A 17,294-nucleotide genomic window follows, 5' to 3' on the forward strand; every position below is an offset into this window, starting at 1 on the left:
AGGAATAGTAGCTATGCAATCCCTTGGATTTACTTCACTAAATGCTTTAATGTTAATTGGAGTTATTAACGGCATAGATAAAAGTCTATTTAATAGTTCGTTGGATTTAGGAGGGAATTCATCCTATACTATTACAAAGATTCTTATACCATTGATGAGACCTGGGATTATTGTAGTTGGGTTGCTTACTTTTGTTAGATCCTTAGCAGATTTTAGCACTCCCATTATTATAGGGGGTTCCTTTAACGTATTAGCTACTCATGCATATTTAAATGTAGTAGCCTATTCTGATTTACCAATGGCTGCCGCTATTAGTATATTATTATTCATACCTGCTATTATAGCTTTTATTTTATATAGAGTATTAATAAAGGATTCCAATATCATTACAAGAACCAATTTTCGAGATGAATCTAATGAAACAATGATAAGACTAGAAGGATTTTTTCCAAGGTTATTACAGATAATAACTTTTATATTTCTTACTATGATGATTTTACAATATATGTCAATATTTTTATCTGCTATAACCAAGCAGAGGTTTGGTACTATGTATTTTACTTTAGACAATATAAGGGAATCGAAGAATTATATCTCAGGGAGTATCATTAGAAGTATATTATATTCATTTACTACAGGTGTTATAGGTAGTATTTTAGGTTTCTTAATATCCTATTATTTAGAAATTAGAAAGATTAGAGGAATGAAAGCTATAGATTTTATTTCTACAATACCCTATATAATACCAGGAACTTTTTTTGGATTAGGATATATTCTGGCTTTCAATAGATATCCATTGGAACTTACTGGGACTGGTCTAATAGTAATACTAAATTGTATATTTAAACAATTACCATTACCTACAAAAGTCAGCAGTGCAGTAATTTCTCAGATTAACCCACAGATAACTGAAGCTTGTAAGGATTTAGGGGCTCATGAATTATTTATGTTAAAAGATGTGGTAACGCCTATGTCAAAATCAGCATTTTTAATATCTTTTGTCAATAATTTTACTGCTACTATGACTACCATAGGTTCTATAATATTTTTAGTTTATCCTGGAAAGAAATTAGCTACCCTTGTTATGTTTGATGCTATACAAAGTGGTAAATACAGGATTGGTTCGGTAATAGCTTGTTTGATAATTCTTATTACTTTAACGATGAATATTATCTTTTCAAAATTTTTATTGGAGGAAAAAAATGTTTATTAAAGTGGAAAATTTAACCAAAAAATTTGGTGACTTAACTGCAGTTGATAATCTAAGTTTTGAAGTGAATAAAAGTGAACTTATATGCCTATTAGGACCAAGTGGTTGTGGGAAGACCACAGTTTTAAAAATTATGGGAGGTTTCTTAAAACCAGAGGCTGGTAAAATATATATTGATGGAGAAGATATAACGAGCCTTCCTCCAGAAAAAAGGCCTGTATCCACTGTTTTTCAATCCTATGCACTTTTCCCTCATATGACTGTTATACAAAATGTAGTTTATGGGTTAAAGTTCAAAGGTTATTCTAAAAAAGAAGCTTTAATCAAAGGAGAAGAGTATCTAGATATGGTGGGTTTAAGAAGTGAAAAGGATAAGAAAGTAACTTACCTTAGTGGGGGTCAACAGCAGAGAGTAGCTTTAGCTAGGTCTCTTATAATCAATCCAAAGGTTTTATTATTAGACGAACCCCTATCAAATTTAGATGCTAAACTAAGGATTAGGATGAGAGATGAGATTAAAGAGATTCAAAAGAAATTCAATATTACTATGATTTTTGTAACCCACGATCAGGAAGAAGCCTTATCAATTGCTGATAGGATATTAATAATGAATAAAGGCAAACTAGAACAAATAGGAACACCTAAAGAAGTTTATGATAAACCTAAAACAGAATTTGTGTTAAATTTTATCGGCTCTTCCAATATAGTTGCCAATAATAATTATGGTATAGAATTTATAAGACCTGAAAGGATTATTATTAATAAGAATAAGGGAGATATGGAAGGAATTATTGAAGAAAAGATTTTCTTAGGGTCAATTATTGTTTATAAAGTTAAAACAAAATCAAATATCTATAGAATACAAAAAAATAATGATGGTTTAGAAGAATTCATTATAGGAGATAAAGTTCATATTTCAATAGGAGCTACTGGGCAAATTGTTCAGTAGCTATATTTTTTATAGGGATGTTGATAAGAAATAACTATAATGATTATCAACTATAATAATTATCAATTGAAAATTATTTCTAATTTGTAAAAATGCTGGATTTACTATAATTAAGGGTATATAATAATAGTTATATAAATTATCAATTAATAATAAATTGTATAATAATGAACATATATTAAACATACTATATTATAGTGGAGGGAATAATATGGAAAATTATAAATTAGGAACAAAGGTTTCAATAATCACGATAATAATAAATGTAATATTATCTATAGCTAAAGTTATTGCTGGAGTAATAGGTCAAAGTAGTGCCATGTTAGCTGATGGAGTCCATACTTTATCTGATGTATTAACGACTTTAGTTGTTCTTGTTGGGTTAAAGGTATCGTCAAAAGAAGCAGATGATAATCACCCTTATGGTCATGAAAAATATGAACCCATTTTTGCGAAAATATTGAGTATACTTTTGATTATTACTGGGTTATTAATTGGATATGAGGGAATAAAAATATTAATAACTGGCGAAATAAAAACTCCAGGCAGAATAGCTCTTATTGCTGCTTTGATTTCAATTATTACGAAAGAAGCTATGTTCTGGTACACTATAAAAGCAGCTAAAAAGATAAAAAGTTTTTCTATGGAAGCTGATGCATGGCACCATAGGTCAGATGCATTGTCTTCAATAGGGACCTTTGTTGGGATTTTAGGGGCAAGAATGGGTCTTAGAATTTTAGATCCAATTGCTGCAATAGTAGTTAGCATTTTTATAATAAAGGTAGGAGTAGATTTATATCTACAATCTATAAAGGGATTAGTAGATGAGGCAGCTGATGATGAGATTATATCAAAGATAAAAGAATTAACTTTTTCTGTAGAAGGAGTTGAGGATATTAAAGAATTAAAGACTAGGATTTTTGGAAATAGAATATATGTTGATATTGATATATTTGTAAAAGGGAATCTTTCAGTAATAGAAGGTCATGAAATTGCAGAAAAGGTACACGATTTAATTGAAAATACCATTGAGGATGTAAAGCATTGTATGGTTCATGTAGAACCTAATCAGGAAAATGAGGAATAAAATTTAATAATATGGGTATCTATTTATATATGAAAAATTAGTAAATGGAGGAATTATTATGAAGGCAGTGGTTGATAAAAGTCTTTGTATTGGTTGTGGTTTGTGTGCTAATATTTGTCCTGAGGTATTTAGTATGGATGATGACGGATTGGCTGTGGCTATAGATCAAGAAATTGATGATAGCTTGATAGATTTAGCGAAAGAAGCTGAAGAGTCCTGTCCAGTTGATGCTATTACTGTGGAATAGCATGATAAAAGGCTATACGGATATCCGTGTAGCTTTTTGTTATATTTTAAGGTTTTTTATGCAAAATTGACTACCATAACGTGGAAAATAAAAAACTTTGAAATAATGTTATAATATTGAAACTTTACATTGATATTCTAACAGATATGTACTATAATATTAAAAAGTAATCAAAAAATTGAGAATATTGCTAATATTAGCAAAAGGGAAACTCTCATGGATATAAATTTAGGTGAAGATATCTAGATAAATGAAAACTGTTTATTTGTATTCTTGAAGGATATTCAACTGCAAAGAGAATAATTGATTGAAAGATGATACCATAGACTGTTAATTCTAATAATAACAGTAGTACCAGTAATTATATTTTACTAGACTACTGTTTTATTTATACACATGTGTTTTTTGACAATTATTATTCAAAGAAAGGGGGAATATTTTATCAACATCGATTAATAAAATATTAACAAGGAGGTAAGTTTATGTACAAATTTAGAACCATTATTTTAGTTTTATTGCTAATTTTTATTTTAGCTATCCCTGTTTTTGCAGAAGAAGAGAATGCTCCAAATTTTGGATGGTTATCAATTTTACCACCCTTATTGGCAATCGTTTTAGCATTTGTAACCAAGCAAGTATTGATATCTTTGTTTTTAGGAGTATTTATAGGGGCTATTATGTTAAATGGTTGGAACCCATTCTATGGATTATTAAGGGCCATGGATACATATCTAGTAGGTTCCTTATCGGATTCTTGGAATGCTGCAATTATCATTTTCTTATTAGCTATAGGTGGAATGATTGGAGTAGTAAACAAAATGGGAGGAACAATGGCAGTAGCAGAAGCTTTAGGTAGGCGGATAAAAAATCCTAAATCGGCTCAGATATATACTTATTTATTAGGTATACTTATATTCTTTGACGATTATGCAAATGCATTAATAGTTGGTCCAACTATGAGGCCTTTAACTGACAAGAATAGAATATCAAAAGAAAAGTTATCATATATAATAGACTCTACTGCTGCACCGGTAGTAGGTCTTACACTGATTTCAACTTGGGTTGGATATGAAGTAGGGGTTATTAGAAATGTTTATCAGAGTTTAGGTATTGACGCAAACTATTACGGTGTATTTATTAAAACTTTGCCATACAGCTATTATTGTATTTTTTCGCTAATTTTTGTACTTGGAATATTAGTAATGGAAAGAGATTTTGGTTCCATGTATGAAGCTGAAAAGAGAGCAAGAATTACAGGGAAATTAATTGCTGATGGAGCTAAACCAATGACTACAGATGAAATAACGGAAATGGAGATTAGAAAGGATATTAAATTAAAACCATCTAACGCTATCGTTCCAATTTTAAGTTTAATAGTCGTAGCATTTTTTGGCCTATGGTATAATGGTTATACAGTTTTAGAAGAGGCGGTTAATCCATTCACAATTGAAGGTATGAGAGCTTCTTTTGGTGAAGCAGATTCAAGTATAGTATTACTTTGGGCTTCATTAATCTCTAGTATTATTGCAATAGTAATGGGAGTATTCCAAAAGATATTTACTGTTGATGAAGCTTTTGATGCATGGGTTGATGGTGCAAAATCTATGCTGTTCGCCTGTATGATTTTAGTATTAGCTTGGTCTTTGGGAAGTGTAACAGGAGATGTGGGAACTGCTGAATTCTTAATAGGAATAGTTCCAGAAAATTTTCCATTTGCCATATTACCATTAATAATATTTTTTATATCTGGATTAATTGCTTTTGCTACTGGAACTTCTTGGGGGACTATGGCTATAGTCATTCCGTTAGCCCTACCAATAGCCTATGCTTTTGTACAAAGTGGAGGAGACCCGAATTTGATGTACGTTTCATTAGGTACGGTACTATCAGGAGCAATTTTGGGAGATCACGTCTCACCAATATCTGATACTACTATTATGTCATCCATGGCATCAGGATCAGATCATTTAGATCATGTGAAGACTCAAATGCCCTATGCTTTAACTGTAGCTCTTGTGGCTGGCATATCTTATATTATTGCAGGATTTTTATCTCCACATCCATTAATCATACTATTAATAGGAGCAGCCTTAACAATTGGAATTATCAGGTATGTTGGAAAATCTGTAAAACAGGAAGATTTGAAAAAGGGGACTGCTTCAAATTAAAGCAAAAGGAGCTGTTAGATTTTCTAACAGCTCCTTGTATATTTAGCCTTTTATGATATAATAAAATCGTCAAAGGACTGGCAAAATTTGAAAGCTAAATGATAAATTGGTAGCAGTCTTTTTAATAATATAATATTTGAAGGAGGCAAAAGTATGGCAGAAATATTAAAAGGTAAGGATGTAGCAACTCAAATCAAGGAAAGGATGAAAAAGGATATAGAGAAGCTAGCAAAACATAATAAGATACCTACCTTAGCAATTGTTAGATTGGGAGATAATCCGGGAGATATTTCCTATGAAAGAAGTATTATCAAGAATTGTGATAACATTGGTATCAATTCAAAAGTTTTCGAAAGAGATGTAAATATTAAAACAGAAGAATTGATAGAGTTAATTGAAGAATTAAATAAAGATGATAATATTTCCGGTATATTAGTATTTAGACCATTGCCAAACCATATAGAAGAAGAGATTATTAGAAATACTATTAGTCCTTCAAAAGATGTAGATTGTATGCATCCTCTAAATTTAGAAAGAATATTTGAAGGAGATATGGATGGTTTTGCACCATGTACCCCTAAAGCAGCTATGGAAATTCTAAAGTACTATAATATCCCCTTAGAAGGAAAAAATGTTGTAGTTGTAAATAGGAGTATGGTAGTAGGAAAGCCTCTAGCAATGATGTTATTAAACGAGAATGCCACAGTTACTATTTGCCACTCTAGAACGAAAAACTTAGATGAAATTACAAATAGAGCAGATGTAGTAGTTGTAGCTTTAGGAAAGGCTAAATATTTTGGTGAAAAATATTTCAATGAAAAATCTATTGTAATCGATGTAGGCGTCAGTTTGGATGAAAATGGGAAATTAAGTGGAGATGCAGATTATGATAAACTTTCACCAATAGTAAATAAAATAACTCCAGTACCTGGAGGAGTAGGCAGTGTAACAACTTCCATATTATTGAGTCAGGTTGTTTTAGCTTGCAAAAATGTATAATGGTACTATTAAAAGAGTCTTGATGGATATTTAAGACTCTTTTTTTCTTTTTACAACAAAAAAAGTGGTTTTTCTATGAAGGATAATTAGGTATATAAATAGAAATATATAAAGAATATCTTTAGGAGGGGATAAATTGGAATTTTCAATGGATATTATAAAAAATTATTTGATTGTTAGCTTAAAAGGTGAACTAGATCACCATACATCTGAAGATGTAAGAAAAAAAATAGATCAGCAATATTACAATAACAATTTACTAAATATAATATTGGATTTGAGAGATTTAAGTTTTATGGATAGCTCAGGTATTGGGTTGATTATGGGTAGATATAAAAATTGTAAAGAGAGAAAAGGAAAGGTTTTAATAGTTAGTTCAAATTCGTATATAGACAGGATATTAAAAATGTCAGGATTACTGAAAATCATCAACATATATTCGTCCATTGATGATGCTATAAAGGATTAGGGAGGATGATAAAAATGATGGAAAGAAATTATATGAAATTAGAATTTTTAAGTAAATCCAGCAATGAATCTTTTGCTAGAGTTGTTGTGGCAGCTTTTGCTTCTCAACTAGACCCTACTATAGAGGAATTATCAGATATCAAAACTGCAGTTTCTGAAGCTGTTACTAATGCGATTATTCATGGTTATGAATATGGTGATGGTTTAGTAATAGTCGAAGCAATAATAGAACATAATAAGATTGAAATTGTTATTGAAGATAATGGAAAGGGAATTGATGATATAAACAAAGCTATGGAGCCTTTTTATACCTCTAAGCCAGATTTGGAAAGGTCTGGTATGGGGTTTACAGTTATGGAAACCTTTATGGATGAGTTAGTTGTGGAAAGCCATGTTAATGAAGGTACAAAAGTAAAAATGATAAAGAGATTTAATAGCCTCTCAGATAGGGAGTAGATATTATGATAAAAGGGAACAGAGATAGTATTTTATTAACTCATGAAGAAACTATAGAATTAATTAAAAAATCTCAAAATGGAGATAAGGCAGCAAAAGATAAACTAGTAAAGCATAATATGGGGCTTATTAGAAGTGTTTTAAGAGGATTTAATAATAGAGGCTATGAGATGGATGATTTATTCCAGATAGGTAGTATTGGTCTTTTGAAAGCCATAGACAAATTTGATATTTCCTATGATGTAAAGTTTTCAACCTATGCAGTTCCTATGATTGCAGGAGAGATAAAAAGGTTTTTACGGGATGATGGGTTAATTAAGGTTAGTAGATCTTTGAAACAAACTGCTAATAGAATAAAATATACCCAGGATAAACTTTCAAAGACATTAGGTAGAGAGCCTACTATACAGGAAATTTCTCATGAATTAGATATCGATAAGGAAGAAATTGTAATGGCTTTAGAGTCTTCTTATCATCCAGACTATCTATATGATGTAATTCATCAGAATGAAGGAAATCCTCTTTATTTAATTGATAAGATAAGTACAGAAGAAGATAGTGAAAAGGATATGATAGAGAGAATAATTTTAAAAGAAATGTTATCCCAATTAAAAGAAAGAGATAGACAAGTAATTATTTTAAGATATTTTAAAGATAAAACACAAGTTCAAGTAGCCAATTTACTAGGCATATCCCAGGTGCAAGTTTCCAGGATTGAAAAGAAGATAATTGAAGAAATGAAAAGGATGTTAGTTAAGGCATAAAACTATGCCTTATTTTTTTGAATTAAAAAAAAATATAAGAGAATAATAATTGTAGAATGGAGTGATTATATGCAAAGAAAAGGGAGAATACAGAAGAATAAAATAAATATAATGGCTATTCTGTTAATAATATTAATTTTGCTTGGTTGTTTTATATGGTATGGAGAACTAGGAACAAATAGAGAGGTTCCAAAAAGAGCAAAACTAGTTAGTAATTTTTTAATAAAGGGTGATAGTTATCGATAAAGAACAAGTATATATTAATCTTGAAACCAAATATTCAGTGGAATTAAATTCTCATATATATGTAGAAGATGTTGGTGAAGTATATTGCAAGAATGATAGCATTAAGAAAAAAGTGGAAAAGGTTAGAATTTATAATGGAAAAGACAAAGAGATGTATGATTATATTTCTGGAAATGAGATTACCACCAAAGTATTAAATGCTGTGGAAAATATAGATGTTACTATAATAGGAGGACCAGATATTTTATTAGAAGTAAAAGGAAAAGAAGAATCAAATAGATTATTGAATTTTTTAAAAATTTCCTTTGTCATGATAGTTTTATTTTTAGGAGCTGCTGCAGCAATTATTAACTTCTATGAAGATGTGAATATGAGTAAATCTATGGAAAAAATATATTTCACAATAACAGGAATGAAAAAAGAAAATCCGTTAATAATAACTATTCCTTTATCTATAGGAACTGGATTAGGTATGTTTGCATTTTTCAGTAGAATATTTAGCTTCAGCAAAAGAAGAAGGCAAGAACCAGGGCCAATGGAGCTGGAACTATATCTTTATGATAAAGACATAGAAGATAATATACTCAATGACTTAAAAAAACAGAAAAACTAAAGATGTTTTTAGGTGGTGAAAGAAGTGGGAAAGTAATTCTAATTTTTTTAATAGGAGTTTCTACTGGGATTACAGTAGGTAGCGCAGCTGCTGCCTTTTTGACCTTATTAAAAATTGTACCAAGGGTAACTCAGGTAACAGAAACAAAAGAGTATATTAAGCTATATGAATACGTGATTATTATTGGTGGTATCATTGCTAGTTTAATATATTTTTCAGATGTAAAACTTAGTTTTAGCAAGTATTTTTGTGTCCCAGTTGGGATAATTATAGGTGTTTTTTATGGTCTATTCGCTTCAGCATTAGCTGAAATTTTAAATGTAATACCTGTGTTTGCAAAAAAATTTAAAGCAAAACATGAATTACAATATATTATTGGAGCACTAATTTTTGGAAAGGTATTAGGTGCTCTATACTATTGGTTAATATTTAAGAAAAACTAGGAGTGAAATAAATATGAATCAGATGACAAATAAGGAATACCAAAAATATGCTAAAAAAAAGATACCAAAACCCACCTATTTTAAAAACATTTTATATGCTTTTATAGTAGGGGGATTTATATGTGTTATCGGTCAAATTATCAGAAAGATATTATTTAAATATGGATTAGATGAAGAAACTGTGGCTACAGGTACTTCAATTATTTTAGTTTTTTTAGGTTCTTTTTTAACTGGATTAGGATACTATGATAGGATTGGGAAAATAGGCGGAGCAGGAGCTGCTATACCCATAACTGGTTTTGCTAATTCCATTGTTTCTCCAGCTATGGAATTTAAAAGAGAAGGATTTATATTTGGAGTTGCTGCTAGGATGTTTAGTATAGCAGGGCCTGTATTGGTATATGGAGTTAGTAGCTCAATCATTGTGGGAATCTTATATTTATTACTTTCAAAAGGAAGGTGATATTATGTCGATAAAACGTATTGGAAAGCAGACTGTAAAACTTTCTAATCCTCCATCTATAATAGGCACTGCATCAATTGTAGGTCCAAAGGAAGGGGATGGTCCACTAAAAGATTATTATGACATTATTTTAGAAGATGATATGTGGGGGCAGGAATCTTTTGAGAAGGCAGAAGCTAGAATTCAAGAAGAAGCAATTAAATTAGCTATTACAAACGCAAATATATCTCCCAATGATATTGAATACCTTTTCTCTGGTGATTTACTAAATCAGATAATATCATCTTCATACAGTGCAAGACAATTGGAGATGCCATATTTTGGCCTATACGGAGCTTGTTCAACTATGACCGAATCTTTAAGTCTAGGTGCTATGATAATTGATGGAGGGTTTGCAGATAAGGTTGTTTGTGCTACTTCTAGTCACTTTAGCTCTGCAGAAAGACAATATAGATTTCCTTTAGAGTATGGTTCCCAAAGACCATTTTCTTCTCAATGGACAGTTACAGGAGCAGGTGCTACTGTATTGTCTTCTACTGGTAGTGGCCCTTATATAACCTATATTACTACTGGGAAAATAAAGGATTTAGGAATAACAGATGTAAACAATATGGGAGGTGCTATGGCACCAGCTGCAATAGATACCATATCTCAACATTTTAAGGACACTGGATATAGCCCTGATGATTATGACATGGTAATTACCGGGGATTTAGCATCAGTTGGTAAAAAAATATTATTAGATTTGATGAAAAGGGAAGGATATGATCTCTCTGAGAATTATTCTGATTGTGGAATAGAGATATTTGACGGAGTTGAACAGGATACTCACGCAGGAGGGAGTGGATGTGCTTGTGCTGCTGTAGTTTTTAACGGTTATATTTACAAAGAGATGACAAAGGGCAATTTAAATAGAGTATTATTGATTGCTACTGGGGCATTGCACTCGCCAATTGCTTCTTTGCAAGGTGAATCCATTCCTGGAATAGCACATGCAGTAACTATAGATAATCTTGTTGAATAGAGAGGGTGTTATAGATGGAATATTTGAAGGTTTTTATAGTAGGTGGGTTAATATGTGTAATTGGGCAGATTCTTTTAGATACTACCAAGCTGACTCCAGCTCATATTCTAGTAATGTTTTTAGTTGCAGGTGTAATACTAGGTGCTATAGGTTTATATGAGCCTTTAGTAAAATTTGGAGAAGCTGGAGCAACGGTACCTATATCTGGATTTGGCTATGCATTGAGTAAGGGAGCTATTGATGGAGCTAAATCCAAAGGAATAATTGGCGTATTTTTAGGAGGATTGGAAGCAACAGCTGGAGGCGTAGCAGCTGCTATACTTTTTGGTTATATAATGGCTATTGTTTCAAATCCAAAAACAAAAAGTTAAAGAGGAGCATATTATAATATGCTCCTCTAGGGAATATTTAATCCTCACCATTATCACCATTGCCATTATTGTTATTATTACCGTTATTTCCATTGCCATTATCATTGTCTTCTATGTCATCATCTTCATCATTACCATTATTTATTAAATCATTTAACCAATCACTTAACCAGTTTTCCTGATTATGTTCATCACATATTTCCGTTGGTACGGTATATTGGTAATCAGGTGGAGTTATTCCTCCATGGTCTTCTGGGTTGTAAGGTGGTTCTCTTTTAATGAAGACCCTTTTTTCTACACTATCCTCAGGACAATATTCATTAGCGATTTTATTAGTAGTTGTGTCAATATCCAATTCTACATGGGTATCACAGAATTCTGTAGGTTGAGTTCCTTGAACAAAAATTTCTTTTCTTATGGTACTCCCCCTAGGATCATGATTACATAATTCTGTTGGCAATTTACCAGATTGAGTACAAATATTAACTGAAACTATATTATCTGGTTGCTCAAAATTCTTTGCTTCTAATCCTTCATGTACCCTAGTCATTATAATCTTCCATAGTTGAGCAGCCATTGCACTACCTTGATTCAATTTTATCTGAGGAGAATCATTCCCAATCCATAATCCTGTTACATAGTAGGGAGTATATCCTACAAACCAAGCATCAGCTTTATCTTGAGTTGTACCAGTCTTACCAGCAGTAGGCATGTTAGGTATCTGAGCCCTTCCTGCAATACCATTTGATACAGTGGTTCTTAATATATCAGACATTATATATGCCACCTGAGGAGAAACAACGGTAGTTTCTTTTGGCTTATTTTCTAATAATACATTATCATCCTTATCCAAAATCTTAGTGAATGAAATTGGCTTAATATAGGTACCACTATTAGCAATAGAACCATAAGCTGCTGTCATATCCAATGGACTTAACCCTTTAGTCATGCCCCCTAATCCTAAGGCGGATAGATTTTCATCATTACTTACATTGTTTTCAGCAGAAGTAATGAAATTATCTTTAGATGGGTTCTCTTTATTTATTATTCCCATTCTACTTAGATATTCCATAGACGTGCTAACTCCAATAGCTTCTACAGTCTTAACTGAGTTAACATTTACAGACTGTTCAACGGAACGCCTTAAGGTGTAAATACCTCTATAGCCTGTATACCAGTTATTTGGCCAAAGCTGCCCATTACTATAATAAGGTATATCGTCAATTGGCGAAGCTGCAGTATATCCATTATCTAATGCTGGTAAATAAACAGCTAATGGTTTTATAGTTGATCCGGGCTGTCGAGCAGAAGAAGTAGCACGGTTAAGAATTCTATTACCTTCTACATCTCGTCCTCCAACTAAAGCTTTTATTTCACCAGTTCTATAATCCATTATAACAGTACCTGATTGAGGTTGAACTATACCATCTTTCTGTCTATAGAGATATTTTTCATTGATTAATAAATTGCCTTCAGCATCTACACTATAAAAGTCAGTATTATCTTTCATATACTTACTTGAAATAGTTATAGATTTATCTTCTCCTATAGAAAATTCATTTTCTGGTATCGACAGTGTACCCATTCTATGAGTAACTAAGTTTTTTCTTTCATCTATTGAATAATAATCAGCTATATCTATATTGCTTTTATTAGCATTTAATTTTGAATTCTTTATTACTAAATTACCATCTGTTATTTCATAAGTATCTTTTTCTATTATTAGATTGAAGTTCTCATCCAAAATATCCCCCTGTTTGTAAAATAATATTCTATTTCTTTCATCGATAATATTCTGTGCTTTATTCAATCTCCAACTAATTAGGGCAGGTCCTTTAATATTCTCCGGATTACCTAATAATACTTCTGTAAAATTATTATAGATATCCTCTAATATTTTTTGTAGTTCTAAATCCATGGTAGAGTATATTTTCAATCCGCCAGTATATAGTTCTTCTTCTGCTTCTTCTCTAGAATAGCCTAGTTCATTCATTAACGCTTCAATTACCTGCACTTTAATGTAATCGTTGAAATAGGAAGAAATGCCTTGAATTTTCTTTTCTCCTGGTTTTACTTTAGCTAAAATATTTTCATTTAGGGCAGTATTATATTCTTCTTCCGTAATTTTTTCTAATTCTAACATTTTAGCTAGTACAATTTTTTGACGATTAATAGCTTCTTCATTATAGACTGCAATATATTTTTCTCCTAATATATCTACCTGCCCTACTTCAATATGTTTGCCACCATCGAAATCTTCTGGTTTAATGGTTTGATATAAAGCATATTTAGTAGGACTTTTAATTATTCCTGCTAAAACCGCAGATTCTGCAATGGTTAAATTCTCCACATCTTTAGAAAAGTAGGTCTGAGCAGCTTCCTGAACTCCATAAGCTCCTTGTCCTAAATATATTCTGTTTAGATATCCTTCTAAAATTTGATCTTTTGTCAATGCTTTTTCAATTTGCAATGCTAAATATGCTTCTTTAATCTTTCTATCGAATTTTTTATCTTCAGTAAGATAAAGGTTTTTTGCTAACTGTTGGGTGATAGTACTTGCCCCTCTTACAATATGGCCTGCTTTAACATTATCAATAGCTGATTTAATTATCCCTTTTGGGTCTACACCTATATGTTCGTTAAAACGTTCATCTTCTATAGATATGAAAGCATCCTTTAAATGTTGAGGCATCTGGTCAATACCTACAATTGTTCTGTATTCTTCAGTTTGAATTTTTTCCAAAACATTACCATTTTGATCAAGAATAAATGAAGTTTGATTTAACAATGAGCTAATGTTTTGTGGATTAATTTTAGGAGCATCTTTGGCAATTGCAATTACTACTCCACTAATTGCCCCTACTGCTATTATAGCTAATAAAAATAATACTAAAAAGAAAATTTTAAGTCTTTTTCTCCATTTAGGCTTTGATTTTTTCTTGTTTTCTTCTGACATAAAAATACCTCCTTAATTTTAAAAAGGTAGTAAACAAATCAATTATATCATACAGTAATAGGAATGTTAACAAAATGAATTATGAAAATATATTGATTAGTTTCCTTAATTATAATCCTTAACTAATATATTATACATATATTATATACTAGGAGGGATTTTTGTGAAACATTATCTATATATAATAAAAAGAAAAAGATTGATATTATGGATTATAGTCTTATTATTAATAGGGTTATACATATACAAATATATTGATAAAAACATTACACCTACTGTTATGGCTATTGCAGAAATAAGGGCTAGGTCTGTAACTACTGAAGCTATAAATGACACAATAAAAAATAAAATAAAGAGGGATATCAACTATAATGATTTAATATTTGTAAAGTATGATAATGAAGGAAAAGTAACACTTATGCAGGCTAATACAATATTAATGAACAGTATAGCTTCTGAAGTAGCATTAGAGGTACAAGATCAATTGAGAAAGATAGCTAAATCTAATGTAAAAGTACCATTGAGTAATGCTTTCGATACTAGGATTCTGACTCTGCCAAGTATAAGAGTGCAAATAGTACCTCAAGGTTCAGTAGCAGTAGATTTTGCCACTGAATTTGAAGCATCTGGTATAAACCAAACTAGGCATAGAATATATATAATTGTAGTTACTGATATTAGAATTATAGTTCCTCTAGTATCTGAAAATATACGTATTACAACCAATATACCTATTGCTGAAACCATAATAGTGGGAGAAGTTCCAAACCAATATATTAATGTACCTAAAGAGGGTATATTAAACATAGTAAGATAATGGTATAATATTACTAAAGAAGTTTAATTATTTGAACTTGAAAGGGTGATAGATTGGTTGGAAGTACTGTAAAAAAAGAAAAGACTTTGATTGTTGGAGTAGAGTTGGCAACGGATATCATAGATATAGAAAATTCTATGGATGAATTGGAAGAACTAGTAAGTGCAGCAGGTGGAATAGTCCTTGCTAGAGTTATACAGAGAAAAGAATCAATAGACCCTGCATACTTTATAGGAAGGGGAAAAGCATTAGAAATTAAGAATTATTGTCAAGAACTAGATGTTAGCACAGTAGTTTTTAATGATGAATTATCTGGAGCTCAACTTAGAAATTTAGAGAAGATTATTGATAAGAAGATAGTTGATAGAACAAATTTAATATTAGACATTTTTGCCAATAGGGCCACTTCAAAGGAAGGTAAATTACAGGTAAAATTAGCTCAACTTAAATATAGGCTGCCTAGACTAGTAGGCTTTAGAGATTATTTATCTAGAGAAGGTGGGGGTATTGGAACGAGAGGACCTGGAGAACAGAAACTTGAAACGGATAGACGTCATATATTAAGAGAGATAAACAATATTGAAAAAGCTTTAAAAGAGGCAGAAAAGACCAGGGATATAAAAAGAAAGAAAAGGAAAGATTCAAATCTTCCTATAGTAGCATTAGTAGGATATACTAATGCTGGAAAGTCTACATTGTTAAACAATATAATCAAGATGAATGAAGAATATGATGAATCTAAAAAGGTATTCGTATATGATATGCTTTTTGCTACACTGGATACTTCCTTAAGAAGAGGAAAATTACCAAATGGTCAAGCTTTTTTGATAACTGATACTGTAGGTTTTGTAAGCAAACTTCCCACTCATTTGATTGAGGCGTTTAAAGGAACTTTAGAGGAAGTTAGATTTGCAGATTTAATTCTCCATGTTGTAGATGCTTCTAATGAGGATTTAGACATACAAATACAAACAACCATGGATATTTTAAAAGATTTGGAAGTACTTGATATACCAATAATTACAGTATTCAATAAGATGGATAAAGTAGGTGTAAGCAATTTATTATATGATAGTAAATATGTTAATAAAAAAGTTTTTATCTCCAGCAAAAATGGGACTAACCTGAGTAAATTGCTACAGTTAATACAGGATAATCTACCTATTAAATATAAAGACGTAATTTTGATGATACCTTATGATAACCAATCTTTAGTTAACTATTTGTTAGAAAATTACAATGTGGATTATATAGAATACAAAGAAGATGGAACTGAAATAAAATTGAATATAAACTTAATAGATTATGAAAAGTATTTGGAATACATTATTTAGTAATGATTATTTGTTAAAATTTAATTGAATAATTAATGAATTTTGGGTATGATAATAATAAGATTAAAAAGGAGGCTGATTTCTATGATTGTAAGAAATTGTGCAGGTGGTGTAGTTTTCAACGGGGATAAAGTATTAATTTTAAAAAATGAAAAAAATGAATGGGTATTACCTAAGGGAAAAATTCGTAATGATTCTCTTCCAACAGAAACGGCCATTAGCCGTGTTAAGTATGAAACTGATGTGGACGCTAACATCGTTTCTACTGCTGGTGAGACTAGTTACGAATTTTTTTCTTTATCCAGAAAACAAGCTGTGTGTAACATTATCATTTGGTATGTAATGGAATCAATAGGTAACCATTATAAAATAAATAATGAAGAAGGTTTTAAAGATGGTGGATTCTATCCAATAGAGAGAGCAATTGATATGATTACTTACAGTCAAGACAAATCGTTAGTTAGTCTATCCTATAAAAAGTATCTTGAATATAAAGATTATGAAATCAATCAGATTTATGCTTAAATTATAGTTTTATAAAGACAGATTTAATTCATATTAAGTCTGTCTTTTATTGTGCAAAAATTAGAAATTATTTACTAAAAAGTATTGTTTATTTGAGAATTACAAATTCAAATATTGATATGTGATATAATGAATCTGTGTTAGTTAGAGGTAT

At 30.8% G+C, this 17,294-nt stretch carries 19 protein-coding genes; 18 read left to right on the forward strand and 1 reads right to left on the reverse strand.

Annotated features, from left to right (window positions below):
• From C3E90_RS11410 to spoVAE, 15 genes are all read left to right on the forward strand, one after another.
• Positions 1–1,213 (forward strand): ABC transporter permease (locus tag C3E90_RS11410; protein WP_236915799.1); only part of this gene is annotated, 1,213 nt, incomplete at its 5' end.
• On the forward strand, positions 1,203–2,159 hold the full coding sequence (locus C3E90_RS11415) for an ABC transporter ATP-binding protein (RefSeq protein WP_236915800.1): 957 nt from the start codon (positions 1,203–1,205) through the stop codon (positions 2,157–2,159). The genes C3E90_RS11410 and C3E90_RS11415, both read left to right, overlap by 11 nt.
• 211 nt (positions 2,160–2,370) lie before the next feature.
• Positions 2,371–3,246 (forward strand): cation diffusion facilitator family transporter, encoded by an 876-nt coding sequence (locus C3E90_RS11420; RefSeq protein ID WP_236915801.1) that lies wholly within the window; start codon positions 2,371–2,373, stop codon positions 3,244–3,246.
• Between the two features lie 58 nt (positions 3,247–3,304).
• Entirely contained in the window at positions 3,305–3,493 is a 189-nt protein-coding gene (locus C3E90_RS11425; protein WP_236915802.1) for a ferredoxin, read from the forward strand.
• Between the two features lie 482 nt (positions 3,494–3,975).
• Positions 3,976–5,661: a Na+/H+ antiporter NhaC family protein gene (locus C3E90_RS11430; protein WP_236915803.1), complete on the forward strand. Its 1,686-nt coding sequence runs from the start codon at positions 3,976–3,978 to the stop codon at positions 5,659–5,661.
• A gap of 153 nt (positions 5,662–5,814) precedes the next feature.
• Complete coding sequence (locus tag C3E90_RS11435) at positions 5,815–6,660, forward strand: bifunctional 5,10-methylenetetrahydrofolate dehydrogenase/5,10-methenyltetrahydrofolate cyclohydrolase (RefSeq protein WP_236915804.1); 846 nt, start codon at positions 5,815–5,817, stop codon at positions 6,658–6,660.
• Between the two features lie 136 nt (positions 6,661–6,796).
• Positions 6,797–7,129 carry an anti-sigma F factor antagonist gene (gene spoIIAA, locus C3E90_RS11440; RefSeq protein WP_236915805.1) on the forward strand — a complete coding sequence of 111 codons (333 nt, stop codon included), beginning with the start codon at positions 6,797–6,799 and terminating at the stop codon, positions 7,127–7,129.
• 17 nt (positions 7,130–7,146) lie between these two features.
• Positions 7,147–7,584, forward strand: a complete 438-nt coding sequence (gene spoIIAB / locus C3E90_RS11445; protein ID WP_236915850.1) for an anti-sigma F factor — start codon at positions 7,147–7,149, stop codon at positions 7,582–7,584.
• 5 nt (positions 7,585–7,589) lie between these two features.
• Positions 7,590–8,348 carry an RNA polymerase sporulation sigma factor SigF gene (gene sigF / locus C3E90_RS11450; protein WP_236915806.1) on the forward strand — a complete coding sequence of 253 codons (759 nt, stop codon included), beginning with the start codon at positions 7,590–7,592 and terminating at the stop codon, positions 8,346–8,348.
• A 69-nt stretch (positions 8,349–8,417) separates the two neighbouring features.
• Positions 8,418–8,594, forward strand: a complete 177-nt coding sequence (locus C3E90_RS11455) for a hypothetical protein (protein WP_236915807.1) — start codon at positions 8,418–8,420, stop codon at positions 8,592–8,594.
• Positions 8,578–9,207, forward strand: coding sequence for a stage V sporulation protein AA (locus C3E90_RS11460; RefSeq protein WP_236915808.1), 630 nt, complete (start codon positions 8,578–8,580; stop codon positions 9,205–9,207). The genes C3E90_RS11455 and C3E90_RS11460 overlap by 17 nt, the downstream gene beginning before the upstream one ends.
• A 2-nt stretch (positions 9,208–9,209) precedes the next feature.
• Positions 9,210–9,650, forward strand: a complete 441-nt coding sequence (locus C3E90_RS11465; protein WP_236915809.1) for a stage V sporulation protein AB — start codon at positions 9,210–9,212, stop codon at positions 9,648–9,650.
• A 13-nt stretch (positions 9,651–9,663) separates the two neighbouring features.
• Entirely contained in the window at positions 9,664–10,113 is a 450-nt protein-coding gene (gene spoVAC / locus C3E90_RS11470; RefSeq protein WP_236915810.1) for a stage V sporulation protein AC, read from the forward strand.
• Positions 10,114–10,117: 4 nt separating this feature from the next.
• Positions 10,118–11,137, forward strand: a complete 1,020-nt coding sequence (gene spoVAD, locus C3E90_RS11475) for a stage V sporulation protein AD (protein WP_236915811.1) — start codon at positions 10,118–10,120, stop codon at positions 11,135–11,137.
• A gap of 14 nt (positions 11,138–11,151) precedes the next feature.
• Positions 11,152–11,508: a stage V sporulation protein AE gene (spoVAE, locus tag C3E90_RS11480; RefSeq protein ID WP_236915812.1), complete on the forward strand. Its 357-nt coding sequence runs from the start codon at positions 11,152–11,154 to the stop codon at positions 11,506–11,508.
• A gap of 37 nt (positions 11,509–11,545) precedes the next feature.
• Here spoVAE and C3E90_RS11485 read toward each other — a convergent pair whose 3' ends face one another.
• Positions 11,546–14,464, reverse strand: coding sequence for a penicillin-binding protein 1A (locus tag C3E90_RS11485; protein WP_236915813.1), 2,919 nt, complete (start codon positions 14,462–14,464; stop codon positions 11,546–11,548).
• A 163-nt stretch (positions 14,465–14,627) separates the two neighbouring features.
• Here C3E90_RS11485 and yunB point away from each other — a divergent pair, with 163 nt between their 5' ends.
• The 3 genes from yunB to C3E90_RS11500 all read left to right on the forward strand — a co-directional run bounded on the left by yunB (position 14,628) and on the right by C3E90_RS11500 (position 17,140).
• Complete coding sequence (yunB, locus tag C3E90_RS11490; RefSeq protein WP_236915814.1) at positions 14,628–15,281, forward strand: sporulation protein YunB; 654 nt, start codon at positions 14,628–14,630, stop codon at positions 15,279–15,281.
• Between the two features lie 53 nt (positions 15,282–15,334).
• Positions 15,335–16,615, forward strand: coding sequence for a GTPase HflX (gene hflX / locus C3E90_RS11495; RefSeq protein ID WP_236915815.1), 1,281 nt, complete (start codon positions 15,335–15,337; stop codon positions 16,613–16,615).
• Positions 16,616–16,699: 84 nt separating this feature from the next.
• Positions 16,700–17,140: an NUDIX domain-containing protein gene (locus tag C3E90_RS11500; protein WP_236915816.1), complete on the forward strand. Its 441-nt coding sequence runs from the start codon at positions 16,700–16,702 to the stop codon at positions 17,138–17,140.
• Positions 17,141–17,294: the final 154 nt, after the last annotated feature.

The sequence above is a fragment of the Clostridium sp. Cult2 genome (assembly GCF_021655075.1).
In the GTDB taxonomy this organism is placed as follows: domain Bacteria; phylum Bacillota; class Clostridia; order Tissierellales; family Tepidimicrobiaceae; genus Schnuerera.

Excerpts from the sequence above, each read along its gene's own strand:
- C3E90_RS11415 (WP_236915800.1), top strand. The coding sequence starts at position 1,203 with ATGTTTATTAAAGTGGAAAATTTAACCAAAAAATTTGGTGACTTAACT.
- C3E90_RS11420 (WP_236915801.1), top strand. The coding sequence starts at position 2,371 with ATGGAAAATTATAAATTAGGAACAAAGGTTTCAATAATCACGATAATA.
- C3E90_RS11425 (WP_236915802.1), top strand. The coding sequence starts at position 3,305 with ATGAAGGCAGTGGTTGATAAAAGTCTTTGTATTGGTTGTGGTTTGTGT.
- C3E90_RS11430 (WP_236915803.1), top strand. The coding sequence starts at position 3,976 with ATGTACAAATTTAGAACCATTATTTTAGTTTTATTGCTAATTTTTATT.
- C3E90_RS11435 (WP_236915804.1), top strand. The coding sequence starts at position 5,815 with ATGGCAGAAATATTAAAAGGTAAGGATGTAGCAACTCAAATCAAGGAA.
- spoIIAB (WP_236915850.1), top strand. The coding sequence starts at position 7,147 with ATGGAAAGAAATTATATGAAATTAGAATTTTTAAGTAAATCCAGCAAT.
- sigF (WP_236915806.1), top strand. The coding sequence starts at position 7,590 with ATGATAAAAGGGAACAGAGATAGTATTTTATTAACTCATGAAGAAACT.
- C3E90_RS11455 (WP_236915807.1), top strand. The coding sequence starts at position 8,418 with ATGCAAAGAAAAGGGAGAATACAGAAGAATAAAATAAATATAATGGCT.
- C3E90_RS11465 (WP_236915809.1), top strand. The coding sequence starts at position 9,210 with ATGTTTTTAGGTGGTGAAAGAAGTGGGAAAGTAATTCTAATTTTTTTA.
- spoVAC (WP_236915810.1), top strand. The coding sequence starts at position 9,664 with ATGAATCAGATGACAAATAAGGAATACCAAAAATATGCTAAAAAAAAG.
- spoVAD (WP_236915811.1), top strand. The coding sequence starts at position 10,118 with ATGTCGATAAAACGTATTGGAAAGCAGACTGTAAAACTTTCTAATCCT.
- spoVAE (WP_236915812.1), top strand. The coding sequence starts at position 11,152 with ATGGAATATTTGAAGGTTTTTATAGTAGGTGGGTTAATATGTGTAATT.
- C3E90_RS11485 (WP_236915813.1), bottom strand. The coding sequence starts at position 14,464 with ATGTCAGAAGAAAACAAGAAAAAATCAAAGCCTAAATGGAGAAAAAGA.
- C3E90_RS11500 (WP_236915816.1), top strand. The coding sequence starts at position 16,700 with ATGATTGTAAGAAATTGTGCAGGTGGTGTAGTTTTCAACGGGGATAAA.